General features: G+C 63.8%; 22 protein-coding genes, 2 tRNA genes and 1 riboswitch. Of the genes, 16 read left to right on the top strand and 8 right to left on the bottom strand.

Annotated features, from left to right (window positions below):
- Window positions 1-116: 116 nt before the first annotated feature.
- The gene (locus tag BFX80_RS11610) at window positions 117-1169 is read right to left on the bottom strand and encodes a YeiH family protein (protein WP_240499556.1); all 1053 of its coding nucleotides are present in this window, start codon (window positions 1167-1169) and stop codon (window positions 117-119) included.
- 168 nt (window positions 1170-1337) lie between these two features.
- Here BFX80_RS11610 and BFX80_RS11605 point away from each other — a divergent pair, with 168 nt between their 5' ends.
- The 3 genes from BFX80_RS11605 to BFX80_RS11595 all read left to right on the top strand — a co-directional run bounded on the left by BFX80_RS11605 (window position 1338) and on the right by BFX80_RS11595 (window position 4523).
- A complete protein-coding gene (locus BFX80_RS11605) occupies window positions 1338-2246 on the top strand; it encodes a LysR substrate-binding domain-containing protein (RefSeq protein ID WP_077372772.1) in 909 nt (302 codons plus the stop codon).
- A gap of 148 nt (window positions 2247-2394) precedes the next feature.
- Window positions 2395-3231, top strand: a complete 837-nt coding sequence (locus BFX80_RS11600) for an alpha/beta fold hydrolase (protein ID WP_084209764.1) — start codon at window positions 2395-2397, stop codon at window positions 3229-3231.
- A gap of 41 nt (window positions 3232-3272) precedes the next feature.
- The gene (locus BFX80_RS11595) at window positions 3273-4523 is read left to right on the top strand and encodes an MFS transporter (RefSeq protein WP_157109485.1); all 1251 of its coding nucleotides are present in this window, start codon (window positions 3273-3275) and stop codon (window positions 4521-4523) included.
- Window positions 4524-4638: 115 nt separating this feature from the next.
- On the opposite strand, the gene BFX80_RS11590 is transcribed toward BFX80_RS11595, so the two are convergent.
- The 3 genes from BFX80_RS11590 to BFX80_RS11580 all read right to left on the bottom strand — a co-directional run bounded on the left by BFX80_RS11590 (window position 4639) and on the right by BFX80_RS11580 (window position 7408).
- A complete protein-coding gene (locus BFX80_RS11590) occupies window positions 4639-5826 on the bottom strand; it encodes an ABC transporter substrate-binding protein (protein ID WP_240499555.1) in 1188 nt (395 codons plus the stop codon).
- A gap of 65 nt (window positions 5827-5891) precedes the next feature.
- Window positions 5892-6659: an ABC transporter permease gene (locus BFX80_RS11585; RefSeq protein WP_077372781.1), complete on the bottom strand. Its 768-nt coding sequence runs from the start codon at window positions 6657-6659 to the stop codon at window positions 5892-5894.
- Window positions 6656-7408 carry an ABC transporter ATP-binding protein gene (locus BFX80_RS11580; RefSeq protein WP_077372784.1) on the bottom strand — a complete coding sequence of 251 codons (753 nt, stop codon included), beginning with the start codon at window positions 7406-7408 and terminating at the stop codon, window positions 6656-6658. The genes BFX80_RS11585 and BFX80_RS11580 overlap by 4 nt, the downstream gene beginning before the upstream one ends.
- A gap of 61 nt (window positions 7409-7469) precedes the next feature.
- Window positions 7470-7583: riboswitch (TPP riboswitch) on the bottom strand.
- 125 nt (window positions 7584-7708) lie between these two features.
- Between BFX80_RS11580 and BFX80_RS11575 the strand changes: the two genes are divergently transcribed.
- From BFX80_RS11575 to BFX80_RS11565, 3 genes are all read left to right on the top strand, one after another.
- Complete coding sequence (locus BFX80_RS11575; protein WP_084208992.1) at window positions 7709-8668, top strand: protein kinase family protein; 960 nt, start codon at window positions 7709-7711, stop codon at window positions 8666-8668.
- A gap of 160 nt (window positions 8669-8828) precedes the next feature.
- Window positions 8829-10499: a potassium/proton antiporter gene (locus BFX80_RS11570; protein WP_077373252.1), complete on the top strand. Its 1671-nt coding sequence runs from the start codon at window positions 8829-8831 to the stop codon at window positions 10497-10499.
- A 198-nt stretch (window positions 10500-10697) separates the two neighbouring features.
- Complete coding sequence (locus tag BFX80_RS11565; protein WP_167593029.1) at window positions 10698-11828, top strand: GGDEF domain-containing protein; 1131 nt, start codon at window positions 10698-10700, stop codon at window positions 11826-11828.
- Window positions 11829-11902: 74 nt separating this feature from the next.
- Here the strand turns inward: BFX80_RS11565 and BFX80_RS11560 are convergent, their stop codons facing one another.
- From BFX80_RS11560 to BFX80_RS11550, 3 genes are all read right to left on the bottom strand, one after another.
- Window positions 11903-13114 (bottom strand): DEAD/DEAH box helicase, encoded by a 1212-nt coding sequence (locus BFX80_RS11560; protein ID WP_084208990.1) that lies wholly within the window; start codon window positions 13112-13114, stop codon window positions 11903-11905.
- A 174-nt stretch (window positions 13115-13288) separates the two neighbouring features.
- Window positions 13289-13379 (bottom strand) — tRNA-Ser (locus BFX80_RS11555).
- 196 nt (window positions 13380-13575) lie between these two features.
- A tRNA-Ser gene (locus BFX80_RS11550) sits at window positions 13576-13666 on the bottom strand.
- Between the two features lie 254 nt (window positions 13667-13920).
- Between BFX80_RS11550 and BFX80_RS11545 the strand changes: the two genes are divergently transcribed.
- The 6 genes from BFX80_RS11545 to BFX80_RS11520 all read left to right on the top strand — a co-directional run bounded on the left by BFX80_RS11545 (window position 13921) and on the right by BFX80_RS11520 (window position 17442).
- Entirely contained in the window at window positions 13921-14589 is a 669-nt protein-coding gene (locus BFX80_RS11545) for a Bax inhibitor-1/YccA family protein (protein WP_065392578.1), read from the top strand.
- Between the two features lie 197 nt (window positions 14590-14786).
- A complete protein-coding gene (gene tusD, locus BFX80_RS11540; RefSeq protein ID WP_077372797.1) occupies window positions 14787-15176 on the top strand; it encodes a sulfurtransferase complex subunit TusD in 390 nt (129 codons plus the stop codon).
- Window positions 15177-15186: 10 nt separating this feature from the next.
- Window positions 15187-15615: a sulfurtransferase complex subunit TusC gene (tusC, locus tag BFX80_RS11535; RefSeq protein WP_240499554.1), complete on the top strand. Its 429-nt coding sequence runs from the start codon at window positions 15187-15189 to the stop codon at window positions 15613-15615.
- 160 nt (window positions 15616-15775) lie between these two features.
- A complete protein-coding gene (tusB, locus tag BFX80_RS11530; RefSeq protein ID WP_084208989.1) occupies window positions 15776-16066 on the top strand; it encodes a sulfurtransferase complex subunit TusB in 291 nt (96 codons plus the stop codon).
- 83 nt (window positions 16067-16149) lie between these two features.
- The gene (locus BFX80_RS11525) at window positions 16150-16503 is read left to right on the top strand and encodes a TusE/DsrC/DsvC family sulfur relay protein (RefSeq protein ID WP_077372803.1); all 354 of its coding nucleotides are present in this window, start codon (window positions 16150-16152) and stop codon (window positions 16501-16503) included.
- A 210-nt stretch (window positions 16504-16713) separates the two neighbouring features.
- Window positions 16714-17442, top strand: a complete 729-nt coding sequence (locus BFX80_RS11520) for a YebC/PmpR family DNA-binding transcriptional regulator (RefSeq protein WP_077372806.1) — start codon at window positions 16714-16716, stop codon at window positions 17440-17442.
- Window positions 17443-17665: 223 nt separating this feature from the next.
- Here BFX80_RS11520 and BFX80_RS11515 read toward each other — a convergent pair whose 3' ends face one another.
- Window positions 17666-18352 carry a DUF4396 domain-containing protein gene (locus BFX80_RS11515; RefSeq protein WP_084208988.1) on the bottom strand — a complete coding sequence of 229 codons (687 nt, stop codon included), beginning with the start codon at window positions 18350-18352 and terminating at the stop codon, window positions 17666-17668.
- Between the two features lie 312 nt (window positions 18353-18664).
- Between BFX80_RS11515 and rloA3 the strand changes: the two genes are divergently transcribed.
- The 4 genes from rloA3 to rlmF all read left to right on the top strand — a co-directional run bounded on the left by rloA3 (window position 18665) and on the right by rlmF (window position 22266).
- Window positions 18665-19294 carry a retropepsin-like aspartic peptidase RloA3 gene (gene rloA3, locus BFX80_RS11510; protein WP_084208987.1) on the top strand — a complete coding sequence of 210 codons (630 nt, stop codon included), beginning with the start codon at window positions 18665-18667 and terminating at the stop codon, window positions 19292-19294.
- Window positions 19295-19409: 115 nt separating this feature from the next.
- Window positions 19410-19793, top strand: a complete 384-nt coding sequence (locus BFX80_RS11505; RefSeq protein WP_084208986.1) for a thiol-disulfide oxidoreductase DCC family protein — start codon at window positions 19410-19412, stop codon at window positions 19791-19793.
- Window positions 19794-19922: 129 nt separating this feature from the next.
- Window positions 19923-20789 carry a siderophore-iron reductase FhuF gene (fhuF, locus tag BFX80_RS11500; protein WP_167593028.1) on the top strand — a complete coding sequence of 289 codons (867 nt, stop codon included), beginning with the start codon at window positions 19923-19925 and terminating at the stop codon, window positions 20787-20789.
- A gap of 286 nt (window positions 20790-21075) precedes the next feature.
- A complete protein-coding gene (gene rlmF, locus BFX80_RS11495) occupies window positions 21076-22266 on the top strand; it encodes a 23S rRNA (adenine(1618)-N(6))-methyltransferase RlmF (protein ID WP_084209762.1) in 1191 nt (396 codons plus the stop codon).
- Window positions 22267-22436: the final 170 nt, after the last annotated feature.

The following is a 22436-nucleotide window of genomic DNA, read 5'->3' as shown; positions in this document are numbered from 1 at the left end:
TTCCGGCAGAACCGGTGAGTCAATGGATGGATGCCATTGTGCTTGAGCCTCACCGGGTTTGCCAATTGAGCGGCACTAATTGGGTGATTGCGACACTCAATCATTGCCGGCGTGTATCACCCCATCAACAGCAGGTTGGCCCCGAAGCCGCCGACCATGAGCAGCACGAACAGGATCAGTGCCAGCAGGAAGGGCTTCATGCCCAGTGAGCGCAGACGATCCATGCGTGTCTCGACCCCGAGTCCCGCCATCGCCATGGTCAGGGCGACGCTCCCCAGCACGGACAGGTTGGCGTGCAGGGCGGCAGGAATCTCGCCGGTGCTGTTGATCCCGGCCATGGCGATGAAACCGAGGGCGAACCAGGGAATGGTCATGCTGCCGCCGGCATCGCGGTCATCCCCCTCGCTGCGGCTGCGCATGGCCCACAGCTTGGGCAGCAGGAGCAGGAAGGGGACCAGCATCATCACACGCATCAACTTGACGATCAGGGCATTGGCCAGGGCGTCCGGGCCTACCGCCTCACCTGCCGCCACGACCTGCGCGACCTCGTGAATGGTCGAGCCGATGTAGATGCCGAACAGCCCTTCATGCATGCCGGTCAGCGGGTAGAGCAAGGGGTAGGCCAGCATGGCCAGCGAGCCGAACAGTACCACCGTGGCCACGGCCATGGCGGTGGCTGCCGGGCGTGCCTTGATCATGGATTCCGTCGCCAGCACGGCCGCGGCGCCGCAGATGGCAGAGCCGGCACTGGTCAGCAAGGCGGTATCGCGATCCAGACCCAGCCAGCGCGTGCCCAGGAAATAGCCGCAGCTCAACACGGCGGCGATGACGATGACATCCAGCACGACCACGCTCCACCCCAGGCCGAGAATCTGCTGCAAGGTGATCGACAGTCCGAACAGGATGATGCCGAGTCGCAGCAGCTTCTTGGTCGCGACATGCAGCCCTGGTGCCAGTGCCCGGGCATGGCGGCTGGTGACGGGCAGGTTGCCGACCACGATGCCGCACAGCAGCGCGAAGACCAGCGGACTGACGCCGGTCGCGGCGAGGGTCGGAATGGCGTGCAGCCCCAGCCCCGCCAGTGTCAGCCCGCCGCACAGCGCGAGTCCCGGCACCATTCGGCGCAGCCGTTCCGTGACAGGGGGGGCAGTCAGCGTCTGTGCGTCCATTGGCTTTCTCCTTGGTAGGCGTGTCGGGTCAGGTCTTGTCGCGTGAAGATCTTGAGTGCTTGTGAGGACGTTGCATGCTTAGTGCTTCTGGTTTGATGAATAGTTTATGCAGGAATATCATTGGATAGTTAGTCGATTATCCCTTTACCACTTACCGGAAAAACCGATATGCAGATCCATATCACCCTGCGCCAATTACAGGTCTTCGTCGCCGTGACTCGCCAGGGCTCGGTCAGTGGTGCCGCCCGAGAGATAGGGCTTTCGCAATCGGCAGCGAGTCAGGCGCTCTCAGAGCTGGAACGCCACCTTGACGTCGCGCTGTTCGAGCGGCTCGGGCGCCGGTTGGCCCTCAATGCCAATGGGCGTCGTCTGCTGGCGCGTGCCGAACAGCTGCTGGAACAGACCCATGCACTGGAGCTGGAGGCCCGTGAGCCCGGGCTGGAGGAGGGGTTCCTGCGAGGCGAGCTGGAAATCGCCGCCAGCGCGACCATCGGGACCTGGCTGTTGCCCGGCCTGGCAGGGGCCTTCATGCGTGAGAACCCCGGGACCGAGCTCAACCTGCGCCTGCGCAATACCCATCAGGTGGTGGAGGCGGTGCTCAACTACGATGCCGAGCTGGGGCTGATCGAAGGGGATTGTCACGCGCCACGCCTGATGAGCCAGACCTGGCGCGAGGATGAGCTGGTGGTGGTGGCGCCGCCGTCCCACCCGCTGGCGATACGCGCAACGGCACTCGATGACGAGGATCTGGCCAATGCCGACTGGATTCTGCGCGAGGGAGGGTCGGGCACGCGTGCGGTCTTCGAACGTGCACTGCATGGGCGAATCGAGCGTCTCAAGGTGCGCATGGAGCTGGGGCAGCATGAGGCCATCAAGCAGGCTGTGTTTGCCGGCCTCGGGTTGGGCTGCCTTTCACGCCTGTCTGTGGATGCGGAGCTGTCACGTGGGGAGCTGGTCGTGCTGGAGACGCCCCAGCTCAACCTCAAGCGGCATTTTTCCATGCTCTGGCATCCGGAGCGCTATCGAAGCCCCCTGTGGCAGGCGGTCAAGGTCTATCTGGAAGCCAGTCCGCGGTGAGCCGCGCGGCGGCTTGATAGTCTGCTAACATGAGCGTTTTCTGACACTCGGCCACGAGGTTGCCGCTTGGCACTGGCGCGTGCCATCGCGGGCGATGCGTGAGGGTCGGGAGCGTCTGAGGGTCTGTCTAGCGTCCATGGAGATGATGATGAGCACTGCGACAAGCACGACGGTCGAGCTTTTCTACAACGAGAGTGATGCCCGTGAAGCCGCACAGGGCAATGAGGCGGGTGAGCAGGATGCGACGCCGCTGGTGATTCTGCATGGTCTGTTCGGGAGCGCGGACAACTGGCGCTCGCATATCAAGTTCTGGTCGCAGTCGCGTCGCGTCATCGCGGTGGATCTGCGCAATCATGGTCGCAGCCCGCATGTGGCGGGCATGAGCTACGCGGAGCAGGCCGCTGACGTGATCGCTCTGCTCGATCAGCTCGATATCCCCACCTGTGATCTCATGGGGCACTCCATGGGGGGCAAGGTGGCCATGCAGGTCGCACTGCAGGCACCTGAACGACTGCGCAGTCTCGTGGTGGCGGATATCGCGCCCATCGCCTACGGACACGGGCACGATGAGATATTCGCGGCCTTCGAGGCCGTGCGTGAGGCGCGTCCTGCCTCGCGCAAGGACGCTGACAACGTGATGGCACGCCATGTGGAAACGCCGGCTATCCGTCAGTTCCTCGCCACCAACCTGGTGCGCGATGAGGACGGCAGCATGGGCTGGCGAGTCGGGCTCGATCACATCGCGGCGGGTTACCCCCAGATCGTCGAGGCGCCTCAGGCACACGGCGAGGTGGAACTGCCGGCCCTGCTGCTGTGGGGCGAACGTTCCAGTTACGTGCAGGCCGACGGGCTCCAGGCAATGCGTGAGCGCTTCCCGCGGCTAGAAGATGCCTCGCTGGATGCCGGCCACTGGCTGCATGCCGAGCGAGCAAGCGAGTTCCAGCAAGCCGTCGAGACGTTTCTTGAACGCGTCGCACGCGCTTGAGCGGCTCACGTCATACGCCTGCGCCGTTGGCGGCGCCTCGCGTGCCTGACGAAGACGGCACGATACCGGTGACGCGTCACGAGCGTCTGGTGATCGCGCTGGTCACGCTGCTGCAGTTCGCCGTCATCATGGGCTTCACCATGGTGATGGCATTGGGGCCGGATTTCGCGCAGTCGCTGGGCATTCCGCTGGACCACCTGGGCTACATCGTCGGCAGCTATCCGCTGGCGGCGGCGGTGGGCACCTTGCTGTGGACGCGGCATGCGGATCGTTTCGATCGTCGCTGGGCCGTGCTGGGTTTTCTGTTCGGTGCTGCGCTGTGTCATCTGATCGCGAGCTTCGCCACCGGATTCGAGACGCTGCTGGCCGCGCGCATGCTGGGCGGGCTGTTCGGTGGGCCGGCGGCGGCCACGGCACTGGCCATCGTGATCGATGTCGTGCCGGGAATCCGGCGTGGGCGCGCCATGGGGATGGTGATGGGGGCCTTCTCGGTGGCCTCGGTGCTGGGGCTGCCCTTCGCGCTGTGGTTGTCCGAAGGCTTTGGCTGGCAGGCGCCGTTCCGGGCCGTTGCGCTGCTGGCGTTGCTGGTCTGCGGGTTGCTGGCCTGGGTGCTGCCGCCGATCCGGGGGCATCTGGACAATCCTCGCAGTCGCGCCGGTACCTCCATCGCCACCATTCTCGCGCAGCCGAATCACCGGCTCGGGCTGGCGCTGATCGCCACCGCGATGTTCAGCAACTTCCTGGTGATCCCCAATCTCTCCAGCTATCTGCTGTTCAATCTCGATCTGCCTCGCGAGGATCTCGGCGGGCTCTACATGATCGGAGGGGGACTGTCGCTGGTGGGCATGCAGCTGACCGGGCGGCTGTGTGATCGCTTCGGCAGTGTCTGGCCCGGCACCATTACCTGTCTGCTGACGGCGCTGGTGGGCTGGGCCTTCCTGCTTCATTCGCCGGGGCCGTCGCTGGTGTGGGTGGGGTTTGGTGCCTACATGCTGTTCTCCTCGGCGCGGCGGGTGGCACAGAACACGCTCAACAGCTTCATTCCTGCCGAGCACGAGCGGGCCGCCTTCACCAGCACCCAGAGCGCCGTTCAGCACCTGAGTTCTGCCGCGGGCAGTTATCTCGGGGCGGCGCTGCTGGTCAGCTCGCCGGGTGGCGCCCTTGAGGGCATGCCACTGCTCGTGGCGGTGCTGGTGGTCGCGCTGGTGATCCAGCCTGTGCTGATGGCGTGGCTGGCGCGGCGTCTGGCCAGGCGGGCGTCAGCCGGCAGTCCGGTGGATGGCAGGCGCTGACAGGAAGGTCTCCGGAAGCTTGGGGCAGGGCATCCTCGCGTCATCTGGCAGAAAGCAAACGACGCCCTGTCGGGAAACCGGCAGGGCGTCGTCGTGTCTGTCATCGGCCGTCTATTCAGGGCGCGTTGACGTCGATGGCCAGGTGGTCGAGTGACTGGCGCTGCTTGATCATGCCGCGCTCGTACAGGAAGTTCTCGAAGTCACGGTAGCGGCCGGCATCCAGTGCGGCCGGACGCAGGGCGAAGCGCGGCAAGGTGGCATACCAGGCTTTCTTGTTGAGCGCGGTATCGAGTGCCGGGTCGGACTCGCGGAACAGCTTCCAGCCCTTGTCAGGGTGGTTGATCATCCAGGCGGTGGCTTCACCGACGGCGGACAGGAAGGCGGCGTACTGCTCGTGCTTGCGAGAATAGCTGTCGCTGTTGGCGACGAAGATCAGTTCGTCATAGGTCGGCACGCCTTCTTCCTCGATGTAGAAGGCGCGGCCCTTGACGCCTTCCTGTGCCATCTGGGCGAGTTCGAAGTTGCGGAATGCCCCGGTGACGGCGTCGACCTTGCGGGTCAGCAGTGACGGCGTCAGCGAGAAGTTGACGTTGGTCAGGGTGATGTCATCCAGTGTCAGGCCGCTGTTCTGGAGCATGGTGGACAGCAGGACTTCCTCCACGCCACCGACGGAATAGCCGACACGCTTGCCCTTGAGGTCGGCCATCGACTGGATGTCACTGTCCGCGCGCACGACCACCACGTTGAGCGGGGTGGCCACCAGCGTGCCGATGCGCACCAGCGGCAGCCCTTGATCCACCTGCAGGTGCAGCTGGGGCTGATAGCTGATGGCGATGTCGACGCGCTCCGCTGCGGCAAGCTTGGGGGGGACGCTGGGGTCTGCCGGAGCGATCAGCTCGACGTCCAGACCATGTTGCTTGAACAGGCCCAGTTCCTGAGCCAGCACCAGCGGCCCGTGGCCGGGATTGGTGTACCAGTCGAGCATGACCTTGAGGTGCGTGAGGGGCTTGGCATCGGTGGCGGCCGCTTGCGGGTCCTGCACATCGCCAGCGGCGGGGCGGGTCTGTTGCTCGGTCTCGGCAGTCTGCTTGGCAGAAGCGTCTGGCTCGAGGGTGGCACCGTCCTGCCCGGCCTGGGTGACCGCTGCCGCTGCACTGTCACTGGCGGTCGGGGCCTGGGGCTCGGCGCTGGCGCCAGTCTCGGCTGACAGGGCGAAGGTGCTCAAGCTGAGGGTTGTCAGCAGCGTCGCGAAGAGGCAGGACAGCTTGCCGGAACGGCGGATCGCCGATGGCGAGAATGGCATGGCGGTATTCCTTGTGGTGTCGAGAATGTGAGGCCGTCAGGGCATCGCCTGACAGCCGGAAGCGCTCAGTTCAAACGGGTCAGGCGATCTCGATGCCAGGGCATCAGGCGACGCAGCAGGGCATCCAGCGTGAAATACAGCAGCAGCGAAAAGGCGACCAGCACCAGCAGGGCGGCGAACATCAGGTCGATTTCCATGCGGGCATTGGCATTGAGCATCAGATAGCCGAGGCCCTGGCTTGCGCCGGCCCACTCACCGATGACGGCCCCGATGGGGGCGGCTGTCGCTGCCATGCGCACGCCGGAGGCCAATGCCGGCAGCGCGGCGGGCAATTGGACATGCAGCAGCAGTCGCCACGGGCTGGCACCCAGGGTATGGGCGAGATCCAGCCAGCCCTGAGGAGTCTGGCGCAAGCCGTCGTAGCCGGTGGAGGCCACGGGGAAATAGATGATCAGCGTGGCCATCACGACCTTGGAGAGCATGTCATAGCCCAGCCACAGCACCAGCAGTGGAGCGATCGCGAACAGCGGGATCACCTGGCTGATCAGCAGCAATGGCAGCAGGGTGCGCCGCAGACGAGGGATGAACGCCAGTGCCAGCGCGGTGCTCAGCCCGAGAAGGACCCCCAGTACCAGCCCGCCAAGAATCTCGGCGAAGGTGATGCCGGCGTGGTGTGCCAGCATCGGGGCCTGACGGACCAGCACCTCCGCGACTGCCAGTGGCGCTGGCAGGATGTAGGGCGGCACGGCCGTGGTGATGATCACCAGTTGCCAGAGTCCCAGCAGGACGGCGGCGCTGATGGCGAGATGACGCAGGGCATGCAGGCGTTTCATGGCGTCTCCTCGCCGTCGCGCAGGCGTGTGATCAATTCGGACTGGGCCTGCTGCAGGGCGGGCAGGTCCAGCGGCACCGGGCGAGGCGGCGAGAGCCCGGGCAGGCAGTCGAGCACTGCCCCCTGCTGGCTGTCGCGGCCCGGACGCAGCACCAGCAGTTGGTCGGCCAGGCGCAACGCCTCGAGCGGGTCATGCGTGACCATCAGCACGGTGCGTCCGTCCAGCAGCCGGCTGGCGAGATCATGCAGTTCGAGTCGCGTGATGGCGTCCACTGCGGAGAAGGGTTCATCCATCATCACCACCGGAGCCTGCTGATAGAGCGTTCGCGCCAATGCAACGCGTTGGCGTTGCCCGCCGGAGAGGGCGTCTGGCCAGGCCTGCTCGCGCCCCTCCAGACCCACCGCTGCCAGCAGTTCGCGGGCCCGCTCGGTATCGCGAGGGCGACGATGGAGGTCATCTCCCAGACACAGATTGTCCAGCACCCGGCGCCAGGGCAGCAGCAGGTCCTGCTGCGCCATCCAGGCGACGCGACCCGCCAGTGGCTTGCCGTCATCGGTGGTGAGTTCCAGCGTGTGATGGTCGGGCATCTCGAGGCCGGCCAGCAGGCGCAGCAGTGAGCTCTTGCCACAGCCCGAGCGGCCCAGCAGGGCCGTCCAGCTTCCGGCATCCAGACGCGCCGACAGATCACGAAACAGCGTATGGCTGGCGTAATCGATGCGAGCGTTGTTGAGGGAGAGTCCCAGCGACACAGTGTCATCCGTGGTCAGGCGGCATGCCGAGGGGAGGAAGCACGCAGGGCGCCTGACGCTTGGGCAGGTGACCGGAATTCCCTCCGCCGGTATCAACCGGATCAGGTTCCAGGGGTTGCCATGCGACGTGACGCATCGGCTCTCAGCCCACTTTCGGGCACCCCCATCCAGGCCGACAGTGTACCGTCACCTGCCCGCCGGTTGCATCCCTGCCATCGTCGGGGTGGCTGTCGTGTGGCTATGCTGCATGGCCCGGTGTTGGGTATGCTATCGAGGTATCGCAGCCTCAAGGAGATCAACATGCCTGATACCCCGGATCTCTCGACCTGCTCCAGCGGTTATCCCGTGCCACCGCGGCGACCCGTGATGCCAGACGCGACATCCGTGCCCAATGGCTGGCCGGAGGATGCGCTGACTCGCCGTCTTTCCACCTATCTGGGGCATGCGCTGGAGCCGCTGGCACTTGCCTGGCCGGATAGTGCCAACTGGTTGTGGCGGCAGCGTGGCGGCACCCCCGGCCTGATCAAGCTGGCGCGAACCGGCCCGGATCACGACCCCTTCTGGCGAGCGATGCGCGGTGTCTTCGGCGCCGATCGCTGGGCGCAACCTGAGGCCCTGACACGGCTGGCGGGCGCGTTGCCGGCGCGGTTGCCCATCCCTCCGCTGCCGCTGACCTATCTGGGACGTCTCGATGGCGCGCCCGTCTGGCACCTGCCGTGGTCCAGCGGTCAGCCCAGTGATCTCAGTGACACCTTCTGTGAGTTGCTGGGAGATCAGGTCGGGCGGCTGCATCAGGACACCGTGTCCGGCTTTGGTCAGCCCCTTGCCCAGCCCATGCCGTTGCTGCATTGGAATGCCCGCGTGACGCGTTTTCTCGCGCGCCATCCCCTGTCCCACGAGCTGGGGGACCTGCCATCACGCACCTTCTCGCATCCCGCTCGCGCCGTCTGGAGTCTGCCGGACCTGCGCGCGGACCAATATCTGTGCGCCGCCACCGGCTGGGTATGGAGCGACTGGGAGGCTCTGGTGTGGGCCCCGATCGAGTTCGACTGGGCACTGATCGAGTTGTTGCTGGAGACGCCGAGTCAGCGTGAGGCCTTCCTCGCCGGTTATTCGCGTCATGGGCGCATGGTCGATATCGACGGTCAGCGTGAGCTGTGCCGAGCCCTGTTGTGGGCGATGGAAGCCTTCGGTCCGACCCGCTACGCCGAGCTGGCGGCAGCCCCGGCCTGGGTGTCGCCGAGAAGCCTGACATGTTGATCGCAAGTCCATGAATATTTGAGAAATTTCTCTGCAGCCTCGTCGCTGACATGGAATACTGTCTCTGGGCCGTCGCAGACGTGATTCGAGACTTGGTGCCGGGAATGGCGGGGGAGCACACGTGGTAGAGAATCTGAACTATTACTTCTTGCTGGCGGGCATGCTCATCGCCTTGAGCGTGCTGGCAAGTCGGGTCTCGGCTCGTCTCGGCATGCCCCTGCTGTTGCTGTTCCTGGGACTCGGCATGCTGGCGGGGGAGGATGGCGTGCTCGGCATCCAGTTCGATGATGCCTCTACCGCGTATCTGATCGGCAATCTGGCGTTGGCACTCATTCTGCTCGATGGCGGTCTGCGCACCCGTCTCTCGACCTTCCGCGCGGGTCTCAAGCCGGCATTGGTGCTGGCGACCGTCGGGGTCTTCATGACCAGCGGGCTGGTGGGGCTGCTGGCCATGTGGCTGTTTGACCTCACCCTGATCGAAGGCCTGCTGGTCGGTGCCATCGTCGGCTCCACCGATGCCGCCGCCGTGTTCTCGCTGCTGGGCGGGCAGGGGGTGCACCTCAACGAGCGGGTCGGGGCGACGCTGGAGATCGAGTCCGGTACCAACGACCCGATGGCCATCTTCCTCACCATCACTCTGGCCGAGATACTGACCGGACAGCTGTCGGGGGTCGCCGCCGGACTCATGAGCTTCGCGCTGCAGTTCGGGGTCGGCGCGGGCATGGGGATCGCCGGTGGCTGGTTGATCGCCCGTCTGATGCGCTATCTGGATCTGGCGCCCGGCCTCTATTCCCTGCTGGCGCTGGCGCTGGGCCTGAGTCTGTTCGCGACGACCAATGAGCTCGGTGGCAGTGGCTTCCTGGCCATCTATCTGTGTGGCCTGATGATCGGCAATCATCCGGGGCGCCACCTCGAACACATCCTGCCGGTGCATGACGGACTGGCCCACTTGTCCCAGATCGTGCTGTTCCTGATGCTGGGTCTGCTGGTCTCACCCTCCACGATGCTGCAGTTCGCGCTGCCGGCCGCCATTCTGAGTGTGGCGCTGATCCTGTTCGTGCGCCCCCTGGCCGTGATCCTGTGTCTCAAGCCTTTCTTCCGCTTCCGCTGGCGAGAGCTGTGGTTCATCAGCTGGGTCGGGTTGAGGGGGGCGGTGCCGATCGTGCTGGCGATCTTCCCGGTGATCACCGGGGTCGAGAATGCCGGTGTCTACTTCAATGTCGCCTTCTTCGTGGTGATCATCTCGCTGCTGGTGCAGGGCTCGTCGCTGGCTCCCATGGCGCGCAAGCTCAGGGTGGTGGTGCCGCCGGGTGCACAGCCCAGCCGCCGCAATCTGCTGGGCATCATGCCCGTCAACGATTACGAGATGCTGGTCTACCGGGTCGACAACACGGCGCTGGAAGGCGTGGCATTGCGCATGCTGCGCTTCCCCTCCGGGGCCAAGGTCGGGGCACTGTTCCGCAACAAGGTGCTGATCCATCCCAAGGGCAGCACCTGTCTGCATCAGAAGGACGTGCTGTGCGTCGTCGGGCGCTCCTGTGATGTGCCAAGCCTCAATCGCATGTTCAATGGCGAGAGTCTGCAGCATGAACAGCGCGCCTTCTTCGGCACCTTCACCCTGGAAGGGGATGCCAACATGCAGGATATCGCCGATGTCTACGGACTGACGCTCTCTCAGGGCGAGCAGCACCTGACCATCGCCGAGTTCATCACCCGCAGAGTCGGCGGGGTGCCGGTGGTCGGGGATGATGTCGACTGGCATGGCATTCACTGGGTGGTGAATGAGGTCGAGGGCAATCGCATCACCAAGGTGGGGCTGCGCCTGCATTGACGCGGATCTTTCCGTCGTGACCCGGTTCTGCCTGTCGTGACGCCAGGCTGGCACGGCGCTTGGTGGCGGGTTTATGCATTGCGTGTAATGTGCTGATCTCCTTTCGACTGAGGGATGACGTACCCTTGGCTCGTCAGGCCTTTACCCGCCTGGTCTGGCTGGCCACGAATGGTGGTCAGCAGCCAAGGAGATAGTCTCATGGGCAGTCCACATCCACACCTTGCGCGCTGGCTGTTGCGATTCGAGGATTTCCCACCAGGCCTCACCGAGGACGAGAAGACCTTCCACGCCACCTTCAATGTGGTGTATGTGCTCGCGATAGCGAGTCACCTGCTGTATGCCGGTCTGATGCTCTGGCTGGGAGAGATGGGCATTCTGGCGCTGGATCTGGGCATGCTGGTGGTGGACCTTGTCTGTCTGCAGCTGCATCGCGCGCGCCGAGAGGTGCTGGCCGCCAACCTGCTGGCATTGGGTACCTGTGCCCAGATAAGTCTGTCTCTGGGCTATTTCGGTCCAGCCCCCGGTTTCGATTATTTCTATTTCGGTGCGCTGCTGTGCATCTACTGCATTCGCATGCCCTTCACGCGACGTCTGCTGCTGTGTCTCATCTGCCTGAGCATGCCGCTGCTGGCCTATGTCGTGCTGATGTTCCAGGGGGTGGCCAATCCGCTACCGCCCGGGTGGGCATTCGCGTTCCGACTGATCAATCTCTGCGTTCTGACCGTGTTCTTCACCCTCGTGCTGGTACAGATGGGGTGGTCGGCGGATCGCTTGCGCCAGCGTTTCGAGTCACGCGAGCGGTTCGATGAGTTGACCGGGGCGCTGAGTCGCGCGGAACTGATCGACAAGGGGCGTGAGATGTTGATGGGAACACAGCCCATCAGCGTGATGATGGTGGATGTCGACCACCTGGGGCTGATCAACGAGACCTGGGGACGCGCGGCGGGCGACCAGGTGCTCAAGGAGCTGGTGAAGCGCATGCGCAGTATCCTGCGCGGAGAGGATCTGATCGGTCGCTATGGCGGGGAGGAGTTCGTGCTGCTGAGTCCGCGGCTGCATGGTGAGCGCGCCGACCAGGTGGCGGAGCGTCTGTGCAAGGGGGCCTCGGCATTGCCCTTCGTCATCAATGACGGCATCAACAGTCTCGATGTCAGTCTCTCGATCGGCGTCGCCCAACGCCAGTCCGGGGACAAGGATCTGGAAAGCCTGATCGCCAAGGCGGACGTCAACCTGTTCCGCGCCAAGCGCGAAGGCTGCAATCGTTTCGTCAGCGACAACCAGCTGGGGCCGGTATCGCGCAGCAGCGAATCTCACGGCAGCAGGTCGTGAGGCGGTGATCAGCAGTGAGAGCGACAGTGGAGGAGGTTCCACTGTCGCGGTGTCGCGTACGGTGCGCGAATGGCTCAGCGCTTGCCGGCAGGTCGGCGGCGAGCGCGGGCCGGCTTGCGTGGCAGCGGGTCCATCGTCGAGGCGGGCACGGCGAGTCCGGGCTCGAACCCTTCGATCACCACACGCTCGATGAAGTTGCCCAGATGCTGCTCGATGGCGCACAGGTTGCGGAAATCATCACGCGATACCAGTGAGATGGCTTCACCGCTTGCTCCGGCGCGTCCGGTGCGTCCGATACGGTGCACATAGTTCTCTGCCTCATCCGGCAGGTCATAGTTGACCACCCGCTGCAGGTCATCGATGTCGATGCCGCGCGCCGCGACGCCCGTCGCCACCAGAAATGGCACCTTGCCTGCCTTGAAGTCTGCCAGCAGCTGCTCGCGGACCGCCTGGCTGCGTCCGCTGTGGAAGGATTCGGCGCCAATGCCGCGCTTCTCCAGCTGGCTGACCAGCTTGGCCGCACCGCGCTTGGTCTCGATGAAGATCAGCGCCTGCTGCCAGTCGCCACTCTGGATCAGGTGGCTGAGCAACGCGGATTTGAATTCCTTGTCGACCGTGATCAGGCTCTGGGTGATCTCGGGAGCGCTGGTGTTTTCCGGCGCGATGGAAATCTCCACGGCGTCCGTCACCGCCGTTCTGGCCAGCATGCGTACCTGGGTCGACAGAGTGGCGGAGAACAGCAGATTCTGACGTTGGCTGGGCAGTTTCTCGACGATCTTGTTGATGTCGGCGATGAAGCCCATGTCGAGCATGCGGTCAGCTTCATCGATGACGAGGGTGCGTGTCTCGTCGAGATGGATCGCGCGTCGGGTCAACATGTCGAGAAGACGCCCTGGCGTCGCGACCAGAATGTCCACGCCTTCGATCAGGCGCTGTTGCTGCGGGGCGATGTCCACGCCGCCATACATCGCCATGGAGCTGAGCGTGAGATGTGCGGCATATTGGCGGATGTTGTCTTCCACCTGGATGGCCAGCTCACGCGTCGGCGTCAGGATGACGGCATGCACTCGCTTGGCGCGGACCTCGGGGGCGTCTATCAGTTGTTGCAGCAGGGGCAGCACGAAGCTTGCCGTCTTGCCGGTGCCGGTCTGCGCGGCGGCGATCAGGTTGTCGCCGGCCAGCACGACGGGAATCGCCTGCGCCTGAATCGGGGTCGGGGTCTGATAACCCTGCTCGGTAACAGCCTTGACGATGGGGTCGCTCAATCCAAGGGCGGAAAATGGCATGGTGTCTCGATTTTTCAAGGGGAGGAGGGATTGTACGACCACGGGGTGTCGCAAGGCGTTGAGTGATCCATTGTACCTCCCCGGGAGGATGCCATGAGGAATGGCCACTGCAGGCAGGTGTGCAATGAAAAAGCCCCGTCTACCTGAAGTAGACGGGGCTTTCGGAATTCAAGGTGGTGGAGGGACAGGGATTCGAACCCTGGGTAGGCTATTAACCTACGCCGGTTTTCAAGACCGGTGCATTCAACCGCTCTGCCATCCCTCCGACTCACGGAGCGAAATACTACCGAAACTGATGAGAATAGCAAGAGGTGGGCGAAGAAAAATCTTCGGAAAAGCCATCGCGGACAATCACTTGCGGTGATCATCAAACGCCCTTGAGCGCTGCCGGCTGCCAGGCGACAGGGTGAGCACGAAAAAGCCCCGTCTACCTGAAGTAGACGGGGCTTTTGGAATCAAGGTGGTGGAGGGACAGGGATTCGAACCCTGGGTAGGCTATTAACCTACGCCGGTTTTCAAGACCGGTGCATTCAACCGCTCTGCCATCCCTCCGACTCACGGGATGAAATACTACGGATTTCTCTGGCCGCGTCAAGGACTTGGGGTAAATTTCCTTTCCGTTCAGATGCTTGAAAGGTAGCGAGTGCTACACTGTGCGGGGAGAGTGGGGATGAGGTTGCCTTTTGCGCGCTGGATAGTTGCATGAAACGGGCTTTTCATCGTCCTGTCTCTTGATTAGGGAAACCCCGACGGGCATGCTGGGGTCAATTCGATGCATCCATCGTAGCAACCTGAGGATAGACACCATGGCTAACAGCTCCTGGCAGGTCTCGCAGGATACCGCGAGCCGCTCACTCAGTACCCACCGGGTACTGCGCAACACTTACATGATGCTGGCGATGACGCTGCTGTTCTCTGCGCTCACCGCTGGCGTGGCGATGAGCATGGGCGTGGGCCGCATGAACATCTTCGTGCTGCTGATCGGTGCCTACGGTCTGATGTTCCTGGTCCACAAGACCGCGAATTCCACCGCTGGCATCTTCGCCACCTTCGCCTTCACCGGCTTCATGGGCTTCACGCTCGGCCCGGTGCTCAATGCCTACCTGAGCATGCCCAACGGCGCTCAGCTGGTGATGACGGCACTCGGCATGACAGGCATCACCTTCGCCGGTCTGTCCGCGGTCGCACTGGTGACGCGCAAGGACTTCTCGTTCCTTGGCAACTTCCTGTTCGCGGGTGCCATCGTGCTGATTCTGGCGATGCTGGCGGCGATGATCTTCAACATCAGTGGTCTGGCGCTGGCAGTATCGGCCGGCTTCGTGCTGTTCGCCTCCGCGGCGATCCTGTTCGAGACCAGCCAGATCATCCATGGCGGGCAGACCAACTATCTGCTGGCGACGGTCAGCCTGTACGTCTCCATCTACAACATGTTCGTCAGCCTGCTGGCGCTGCTGGGCTTTGCATCCGACGATTGATCGTCAGACGCTACCCCGCAAGCCTTGCATCAACGACCCCGCCTCGGCGGGGTCGTTGCGTTGTGGGGCATGGGCACGGCGCGGCGGCAGGGATCGGCGGTACGTCGCGGCGGCGGTGGTGGCGATGCGGGGCTCTGACAGATGCCACCACTCGCGCTAGAATGTCGCCCTCAATGCGCAGCCGACTCGAGGTTCACATGCGTTACGCTCTGGCCGTCTACGGCGGTCCCTACAGTCAGCAGGCCAGTCATTCGGCCCTGCGCTTCGCCGAGGCGTTGCTGGCCCGCGGGCATCGTCTGAGCACGGTGTTCTTCTATCACGACGGCGTCTACAACGCGGCGACGATGATGGCACCTCCTCAGGATGAGCCACATCTGCGGGACCGCTGGATCGCGCTGGCGGAGCAGGGCGAGACCCGTCTGCAGGTGTGCGTGGCAGCCGGGCTCAGGCGTGGCATGCTCGATGAGCGTGAAGCCGCGCGACACGGCAAGCAGGGGGCGACCCTCGAGGCGCCCTTCGAGTTGACCGGACTCGGGCAGCTGGTGGAAGCCACGCTCGAGAATGACCACCTGATCACCTTCGCCTGAGGAGAGCACCATGAGTGATGCGATGTCACAGACAGCGACGCACGCTGCCGACCATGGGCAGGTGAGCGATGACCTCGCGCCGGGCGATCTGTTGATCCTGTTGCGTCACGCGCCGCATGGCAGCAGCTGGCTGCGCGAGGGGCTGGAGGCGGCGATGGTCGCGGCGGCCTTCGGGCGCGAGGTCGGGTTGCTGTTCAGTGGGGATGGCGTATTGGCCCTGCTGGAAGGCCAGCAACCGGGCGCGCTGGGGCAGAAGGGCAGTGACAATCTCCTGGCAGCGCTGGACATGTACGATGTCCAGCGCTGTTATGTGGATGCCGCCGCCCTGCGCGCACGGGGCCTGAGCGTCGAGGATATCGCCTTGTTGCCGGTGACCCTGATGGAGCACGACGATATCGTGGTGCTGACCGGCGCCTTCTCGCGGGTCTTGAGCTTCTGAGGCCTGCCTGACGCCCGGGCGTGCGGCTGGTATGCTCCGCCATCATCACCCTCGCGCTCTCGCTTCGGGCGCAAGATCGCACTGGCGGGCGTGCGGCTCACGTCTTTCGCGGGCGCGTCTCTGTCCCGCGCACTCCTGCCTCCCTTGACTGGATAATTGCATGAATCTTCATCTTCTCAATCGCTCGCCATTTTCCAGTCGCATTCTGGATGATGCGCTCAATGCCATGGGACCCGAGGACCAGCTGCTGCTGATCGAGGATGGTGTCAACGGCGCATTGGCTGGCGCGGAGCACTATTTCGTCGGCCTGGAGGGGCGTCTGTTCGCCTTGCGTGAGGATCTCGAGTCACGTGGCCTGTCGGGCCGTTGTAGCGCGAGCGTGATCGTGGTGGACGTGGATGGCTTCGTCGCGCTGACCGAGGCCGCGGACAAGACGATCTCCTGGTTCTGAGCGGCGCGGCGCGAGGTGTCACACCAGCCGGACAGGCATGTCGCATGTCATTTCTTGAGTGGAACGAAACATCAGGATGAGCAATGGCCAGCAGTGAAACGGTACGTACGCTTTCTCTCGACGGACGTGAGATCGGTCTGGATGCCGAGGGGTATCTGGTGGATCTCGAGGACTGGAGCCCTGCGCTGGCCGAGCGGCTGGCGGCGGAAGAAGGCCGTGAGTTGACCCCTGAACACTGGGAGGTCATCGAGGTATTGCGGGATTTCTATCAGCGTTTCTCGCTTTCCCCGGCCATGCGGCCGCTGACCAAGGCGATGACCCAGCGCTTCGGGCCGGAAAAGGGGCGCTCGCTGCATCTGATGCGCCTGTTTCCTGACAGTCCCCCCAAGGTGGGCGCGCGCCTGGCAGGACTGCCCAAGCCGACCAACTGCCTGTGAGGCAGTGCCTTGCCGCGCCGACAATCGCGCCGGGCACATGCACACAACCCTCAAGTCCGCGCCGAGCAGGGCGGCGCGATGGCGACGCAGAGCGCGGTCTGCGTTACTATTCCCTGCAGCAATGCATCGCGGCCAGCTGGCGGCGGTGCATCAGGTCCCGCGACACGATCGCAAGGGCATTTGAATTCAGGCGGACAAGAGTCGACTTGCATGGGAAGAGCATTCCAGAACCGTAAAGAGTCAATGGCGCGTACTTCACTCAACAAGGCGCGCGTATATTCACGCTACGGACGCGAGATCTACGTCTCGGCCAAGAGCGGTGGTGTCGACCCCAACGGTAACCTGAGCCTGCGTCGTCTGATCGAGAAGGCCAAGAAGGATCAGGTGCCGACTCACGTCATCGACAAGGCCATCGACAAGGCCAAGGGCGCCGGCGGTGAAGATTTCGCGCTGGCCCGCTATGAAGGTTTCGGTCCGGGCAATGTCATGGTCATCGTCGATTGCCTGACCGACAACAACAACCGTACCTTCGGTGAAGTGCGTACCTGCTTCAACAAGGGCAAGGGCAAGCTGGGCGCCCAGGGTTCGGTCTCGCACATGTTCGATCACCGCGCCATCCTGTCCTTCAAGGGGGCAGAAGACGACGAGGAGAAGGTGCTCGAGGCACTGATGGAAGCTGACGTCGATGTCAGCGACATCGAGCTGGATGACGGCATCATCACCGTGTTGACGCCGACCACCGAGCACTTCAAGGCCAAGGGCGCACTGACCGACCTCTTCGGGGAAGACCTTGATTTCGAAGTCGACGAGATCAGCTTCATCCCGCAGATCCACACCGAGGTCAGCGGTGACGACGCCGAGCTGCTCAACAAGATGCTCGAGATGCTCGATGACTGCGAAGACGTGCAGCAGGTCCATCACAATGGCGAGTTCGTCTGACCGAGCTGTGCATCAAGGCAGGTCCCGTGGCATGAGCCATTGAGACGATAGCCCGCAAGGCCCCGCCGGTTTCCCCGGCGGGGCCTTTTCCTGTCTGCTCTTTCAAGAAGGCGGTACGTTCAAGGAAGCGGTACGTTCAAGAAAGCGAGGCGAGATCGTCGCAAGAGCAGCACGAGGAAAGCGTGAGGGCAGTGCAGACCAAGCCACCATCACGGCGACTGGCTCAGCAGTGAGCGTGATGCTGGGCATGCGGGTCCGTCTCGCGTGGGTCGGCCATGCCTCCCTTGATGCCACGCTTCACCAGCCAGACATTGACGGGCCAGGCGGCGAGCAGGCCAAGGCTCAGCGAGATGACCATCGAATTCCAGAACAGGGCGTCATGCATGCCTGATCTGCCTCCCAGCCACAGGTCGACCGAGATGGCCACCAGCTCCATGACAAAGATCGAGGCGGTCTCGCTTCTGAACGCATCCTGGATGACCTTGCGCTTGTCATCGCTGCCGGCCTGAAGCATCGGGCCGACGGTCAGCAGGAAGCCGAACAGGTAGGCGAAGAGGAAGGTGATGATCGCCGTCGCGAAGTTGCCCAGTGCCAGCAGACCCACCGCCAGCACAACCCCCACGAACTCCCCGAGTCCACAGCCCGAATAGCAGTGCGCGACGCTTCTCAGTCCCTTGCGTGCATCACGGTTGTCCGCGATCTGGCGGCGCCCGGCAAAGCGATAGACGAGAAGGCCCACTATTCCGGAGTACAGCGTGGTCAGCCCCCAGACCCACTTCATCATCGGCGCCAGATGGGCATTGCTGGTCGTCAGGTCACGCAGGACCCAGACCAGTGACGGCAGCATGAGCAGTAACCAGCCGAGAAACAGGCTCCAGTCGGAAAGTAGATCACGTAGCGCGGATTGCATGGGACCTCCTGTCGTATCGGGCATTCTGATGGGATGGCACGGATGGCCCGGCGCCGGTGTTCCTGCAGTGATGACATGGCGCTGATCTCAGCAAGGCGATCTCAGCGAGGCGATCTCAGCGAGGCAATGCCCGGGCACTCAGTGATACCTGATGGACAAGGCGCGCGAGATCAAGGGAGCACAAACGCAACGTAGCGGCGCGATGACATGTCATGTGGTGCTCTCATGGCTTGTTAACCTTGGTGCAAACCTCCATGGTGAAAGATGTTGGACGTTGCGCTGGCAATGTCGCCACCTTTATCAGGAGTCACGATGTCGAGACACGCTGCTACCTTTCTTTCACGTTCTCTTTCACGCTCTCTTTCGCGCGTCACCCGTCAATTTGCCGGGGCTGCCGGGCTCGGGCTGATCGCCTCGCTGGCATTGCCAACGGCGGCTCAGGCCGAGGAGGACAAGGTCTTCGGCTGGGTGGAGAAGGCGACCATCGAGCCCTGGGGCGTGCTGGTCAAGGCCAAGCTGGACAGCGGCGCGCTGACATCCTCGATGCACGCCGAGAACATCGAGACGTTCACGCGTGACGACGAGGAATGGGTGCGCTTTGACGTGGAGGTCGAGGATGAGGCCAGCGGCGACATGGTCGAGAATTCCTTCGAGCGCCCGCTCTATCGTGACCTGACCGTCTCCGGTGCCGGCGGACGTGATACGCGCCCGGTGGTCCTGATGACCCTGTGCATGGGGGGCGAACGTTACGAGGAGCAGTTCAGTCTGCGGGATCGTGATGGCATGAATTACCCGGTACTGCTGGGGCGTCGCACCATCCAGAGCCTGGGCGTGCTCGACGTGCGCAAGACCTTCCAGACCACGCCGGACTGTGGCGAGGATGCGCCGCTGCATCGCTATGAAGACAAGCAGTATTCCGAGCGGATCGGCGCGGCTTCCTGAGCCGTGGCCCTGCGCCAGCCCCGATCACCGGCCCCGATCACCAGCCCTGATCGCCAGCTCTGATCAGCAGCCCTGATGGCCAGACGCTGACATTCATCCCCCGGAGAGTCAGAGCATGTCGGATTCCGCCCGGCCGCCGTCTCGGGCGGCCCTCAAGGTCTACTACGATGCACGCTGTCCCGTATGTCGGCGTGAGCGTGCACGCTATGAGCGACTGTCGCGCCACGATGCTGGCGTCGAGTGGTGGGATGCGACGGAGTATGCCGAGCGTCTCGCCGCGCGGGGCATTCCCCTGCAGCGCGCGCTGCTGTCATTGCATGTCGAGACGGCCGATGAGCGGATCTGCGATGGCATGCCGGCGTACCGTCTGCTGCTGGCCCGTCTCCCCGGCCTTGCCTGGCTGGGGTGGTTGATCACTCGTCCGCTGATCGAGCCGACCTTGACCCGTCTCTATGATGCCTGGGTCAGGCGTCGGCTATGCCGGGATGGCAGGCTCTGACGGGCGGCAGGCTTGGCGAGAGAGGGAAGATACGTCTGTGGTCCATCACGCTTTTTTGATATGCAAATGCTAATAGTTTTCGTTAGTATGTGAGGCACCGTCCGTCTCCTCATGTCTGCGAGCCTACCGATGATCGACGCGCTTTCCCCGCTCTTTGCCGGTCCGATGGTTGCTTATCGGGACCTGATCACTACCAGCGCTCAGGCGCAGGCAGGTGGCGAGTCATCGCTGGACCGTGTCGTGCCGGCACGTGATGTGCTCAGCCCCGGCTGGCTTTCGGCCTGCATCGCCGCACATGGCATGCAGTACGAGGGGCAGTCGGGCGCGGAGGCACCGGATGAGCGGGCACTGCTTTCCCAGTGGTCCAAGTACCTGTTGTCCTCGATGGTATCGCTGCCGCTGGCGGCCAATCTGCTGCTCGATCATCAACTGCCGCTGGAGCTGCGCCATCTCTCGCTGCGCCTTGGCGAGCATGGTGTGGTCACCCAGCTGATACTCGATGACGCGGCAGGTCAGGGCGTCAGCCTCACGGCGGATATCGCGGCGGCAGAGGAGGAGGCGCGGCTGCAGGTGCGCTTCCAGGGCTATCTGGCACATCTCGAGGCCGTCATTGAGCGCCTCGTGCCGCATACCCCGCTGGGTCCCAAGGTCTTCTGGAGCAACGCGGCACATTACTTCGTGTACATCGTCGGCATGCTGGAGGAGCAGGGGTGGGTCGCGCAGGCCGCGCCGGCACGCCAGCTGATGGCGACCAGGGTGCTGGCGGACGGGCGGCGCAATCCGCTGTATCAGCCGGTCAGCGAGGTGATGGACCGCCATGGCGAACGGCATGTGCCCCGCAAGGTATGCTGCGTGCGTTACCGTATCGAATGCCTTGGCTATTGCAGCAATTGCCCGCTGGCCATCGAGCGTCCCACGGCACGCCGTGCCCAGGCGCGCCGAGTCGACCAGCGTGCCAACGCGCGTGGGGCACTGACCGGCAGTGACCTTGGTTGAGCGGTGACTCTGGTTGAGCCGTGACCTTGATTGAGCAGTGACCTTGGTTGAGCAAAGCCCCTGGCTGAGCCGCGTCTCGTCTGGCGGGCCCTCGCTTATCGCACTTGTGGCTCTCGCAGCTCTCGCGGCTCCCGCCGGATGGTGGTGAATTCTCACCGTGAACGTCCTCCCATGGGCGTTTTCCAAGCACAGGACGTCTGCGGTGGGCAAAGTTGCCCGAGGGTAGCCGCCTGTCACTGCGCCCTCTGGTAAGATGGCGGGCCCCGTCATTGCCTGGTATGTCGTCATGTCGTCCTCTTCGCGCCGCCCACGCGGTGCTTCCCCGTCCAAGTCCGATGCCTCTTCCCGACACGATTCGCCCGCCAGGCGGCAGCCGGCCTCCCGAGGGAAGCCCGCCACCTCCAACGCGGCGCCCGTCAAGGTGATGCCGGCCCGCAAGGGAGAGCTGCACCCGCGCAATCCCCATCGGGGGCGTTATGACATGTCGGCGCTGACTCGGGTCAGCCCGGAACTGGCGGCCTTTCTCATCACGACACCGGGCGGCAACGCCTCGATCGATTTCTCGGACCCGATGGCCGTCAAGGCCCTCAATCGCGCCTTGCTCCGTCATCACTACGGGGTGAGCGACTGGGACATTCCCGCGGGCTATCTATGTCCGCCGATTCCCGGCCGGGCCGACTATCTGCACTATCTGGCGGACCTGCTGGTCGAGGCCAACGGGCGGGGGCAGTTGCCCCCGGGGGAGCGAGTCAGGGCGCTGGATGTCGGTGTCGGTGCGAATGTCATCTATCCGTTGCTGGCCAATCGCAGCTTCGGCTGGCAGATGGTCGGCAGTGACATCAGCGCCACGGCGCTGGAATCGGCCCACCGCAACGTGATGGCCAATGTGGTGCTGCGTGGTCAGATCGAGCTGCGTCTGCAACGGGATCGGCGTGCGCTCTTCGCCGGGCTCTGGGGGCAGGCGGAACGCTTCGATCTGGTGCTGTGCAATCCACCATTCCATGCCAGCGAAGCTGACATGGCGCGTGAAGCGCAGCGCAAATGGCGGGGGCTGGACAAGTCGCGCCAGCAGCGCGGCAATGCCTCGCGCAAGGGCAGGACTCGCCAGGAGCGGGCTGGTGACGACAGGTCCAGGGTCGACAGGTCTCGCCGACACAGCGCCCAGTCGGCACCCGCGCTGAATTTCGCAGGTCAGGCGGCCGAACTCTGGTGTCCGGGAGGAGAGGAAGCCTTCGTGACGCGCATGGTCAGCGAGAGTCGTGACGTGGCGTCGCGCTGTCTGTGGTTCAGCTCGCTGGTGGCGCATGCCAGCAGTCTGCCGGGGATCAAGCAGGCACTGGCGGCAAGCGGTGCCAGCGAGGTGCGGGTGATCGAGATGTCCCAGGGACAGAAGATCAGTCGCTGTGTGGTCTGGTCATTCTTGACGCCGGCCGAGCGCCGGCAGTGGGGGCGGGACCACTGGCAGAATCACGACTGACCTTGACGCCGGCTCTCGCCGAGGCCTTTGCAGCACAGTCTTCGGCAGCATCATGGACCCTTGAGGAAGCCCTCGTCGCCCCGCGCGACGGGGGCTTTCTGCATTGGCGGGTGTCATCTGAGCCTCACTTAATGCTGTCTTAATGGTTCGCGCGCAGTCTCTGCTGCAAC

Origin of the sequence: Cobetia marina, from assembly GCF_001720485.1 — a bacterium.
Lineage (GTDB): Bacteria > Pseudomonadota > Gammaproteobacteria > Pseudomonadales > Halomonadaceae > Cobetia > Cobetia marina.
This window is presented reverse-complemented; position numbering and strand designations above follow the sequence as displayed.

Bases quoted from the DNA above. Each gene is read 5' to 3' on its own strand.
- BFX80_RS11600 (WP_084209764.1), top strand. From the start codon at position 2,395: ATGAGCACTGCGACAAGCACGACGGTCGAGCTTTTCTACAACGAGAGT.
- fhuF (WP_167593028.1), top strand. From the start codon at position 19,923: ATGATCGACGCGCTTTCCCCGCTCTTTGCCGGTCCGATGGTTGCTTAT.
- BFX80_RS11525 (WP_077372803.1), top strand. From the start codon at position 16,150: ATGGCCAGCAGTGAAACGGTACGTACGCTTTCTCTCGACGGACGTGAG.
- BFX80_RS11515 (WP_084208988.1), bottom strand. From the start codon at position 18,352: ATGCAATCCGCGCTACGTGATCTACTTTCCGACTGGAGCCTGTTTCTC.
- rlmF (WP_084209762.1), top strand. From the start codon at position 21,076: ATGTCGTCCTCTTCGCGCCGCCCACGCGGTGCTTCCCCGTCCAAGTCC.
- rloA3 (WP_084208987.1), top strand. From the start codon at position 18,665: ATGTCGAGACACGCTGCTACCTTTCTTTCACGTTCTCTTTCACGCTCT.
- BFX80_RS11570 (WP_077373252.1), top strand. From the start codon at position 8,829: ATGCTCATCGCCTTGAGCGTGCTGGCAAGTCGGGTCTCGGCTCGTCTC.
- BFX80_RS11505 (WP_084208986.1), top strand. From the start codon at position 19,410: ATGTCGGATTCCGCCCGGCCGCCGTCTCGGGCGGCCCTCAAGGTCTAC.
- BFX80_RS11560 (WP_084208990.1), bottom strand. From the start codon at position 13,114: ATGCCATTTTCCGCCCTTGGATTGAGCGACCCCATCGTCAAGGCTGTT.
- BFX80_RS11590 (WP_240499555.1), bottom strand. From the start codon at position 5,826: ATGCCATTCTCGCCATCGGCGATCCGCCGTTCCGGCAAGCTGTCCTGC.
- tusC (WP_240499554.1), top strand. From the start codon at position 15,187: ATGAGTGATGCGATGTCACAGACAGCGACGCACGCTGCCGACCATGGG.
- tusB (WP_084208989.1), top strand. From the start codon at position 15,776: ATGAATCTTCATCTTCTCAATCGCTCGCCATTTTCCAGTCGCATTCTG.
- BFX80_RS11575 (WP_084208992.1), top strand. From the start codon at position 7,709: ATGCCTGATACCCCGGATCTCTCGACCTGCTCCAGCGGTTATCCCGTG.
- BFX80_RS11565 (WP_167593029.1), top strand. From the start codon at position 10,698: ATGGGCAGTCCACATCCACACCTTGCGCGCTGGCTGTTGCGATTCGAG.
- BFX80_RS11545 (WP_065392578.1), top strand. From the start codon at position 13,921: ATGGCTAACAGCTCCTGGCAGGTCTCGCAGGATACCGCGAGCCGCTCA.
- BFX80_RS11605 (WP_077372772.1), top strand. From the start codon at position 1,338: ATGCAGATCCATATCACCCTGCGCCAATTACAGGTCTTCGTCGCCGTG.
- BFX80_RS11585 (WP_077372781.1), bottom strand. From the start codon at position 6,659: ATGAAACGCCTGCATGCCCTGCGTCATCTCGCCATCAGCGCCGCCGTC.
- tusD (WP_077372797.1), top strand. From the start codon at position 14,787: ATGCGTTACGCTCTGGCCGTCTACGGCGGTCCCTACAGTCAGCAGGCC.
- BFX80_RS11610 (WP_240499556.1), bottom strand. From the start codon at position 1,169: ATGGACGCACAGACGCTGACTGCCCCCCCTGTCACGGAACGGCTGCGC.
- BFX80_RS11520 (WP_077372806.1), top strand. From the start codon at position 16,714: ATGGGAAGAGCATTCCAGAACCGTAAAGAGTCAATGGCGCGTACTTCA.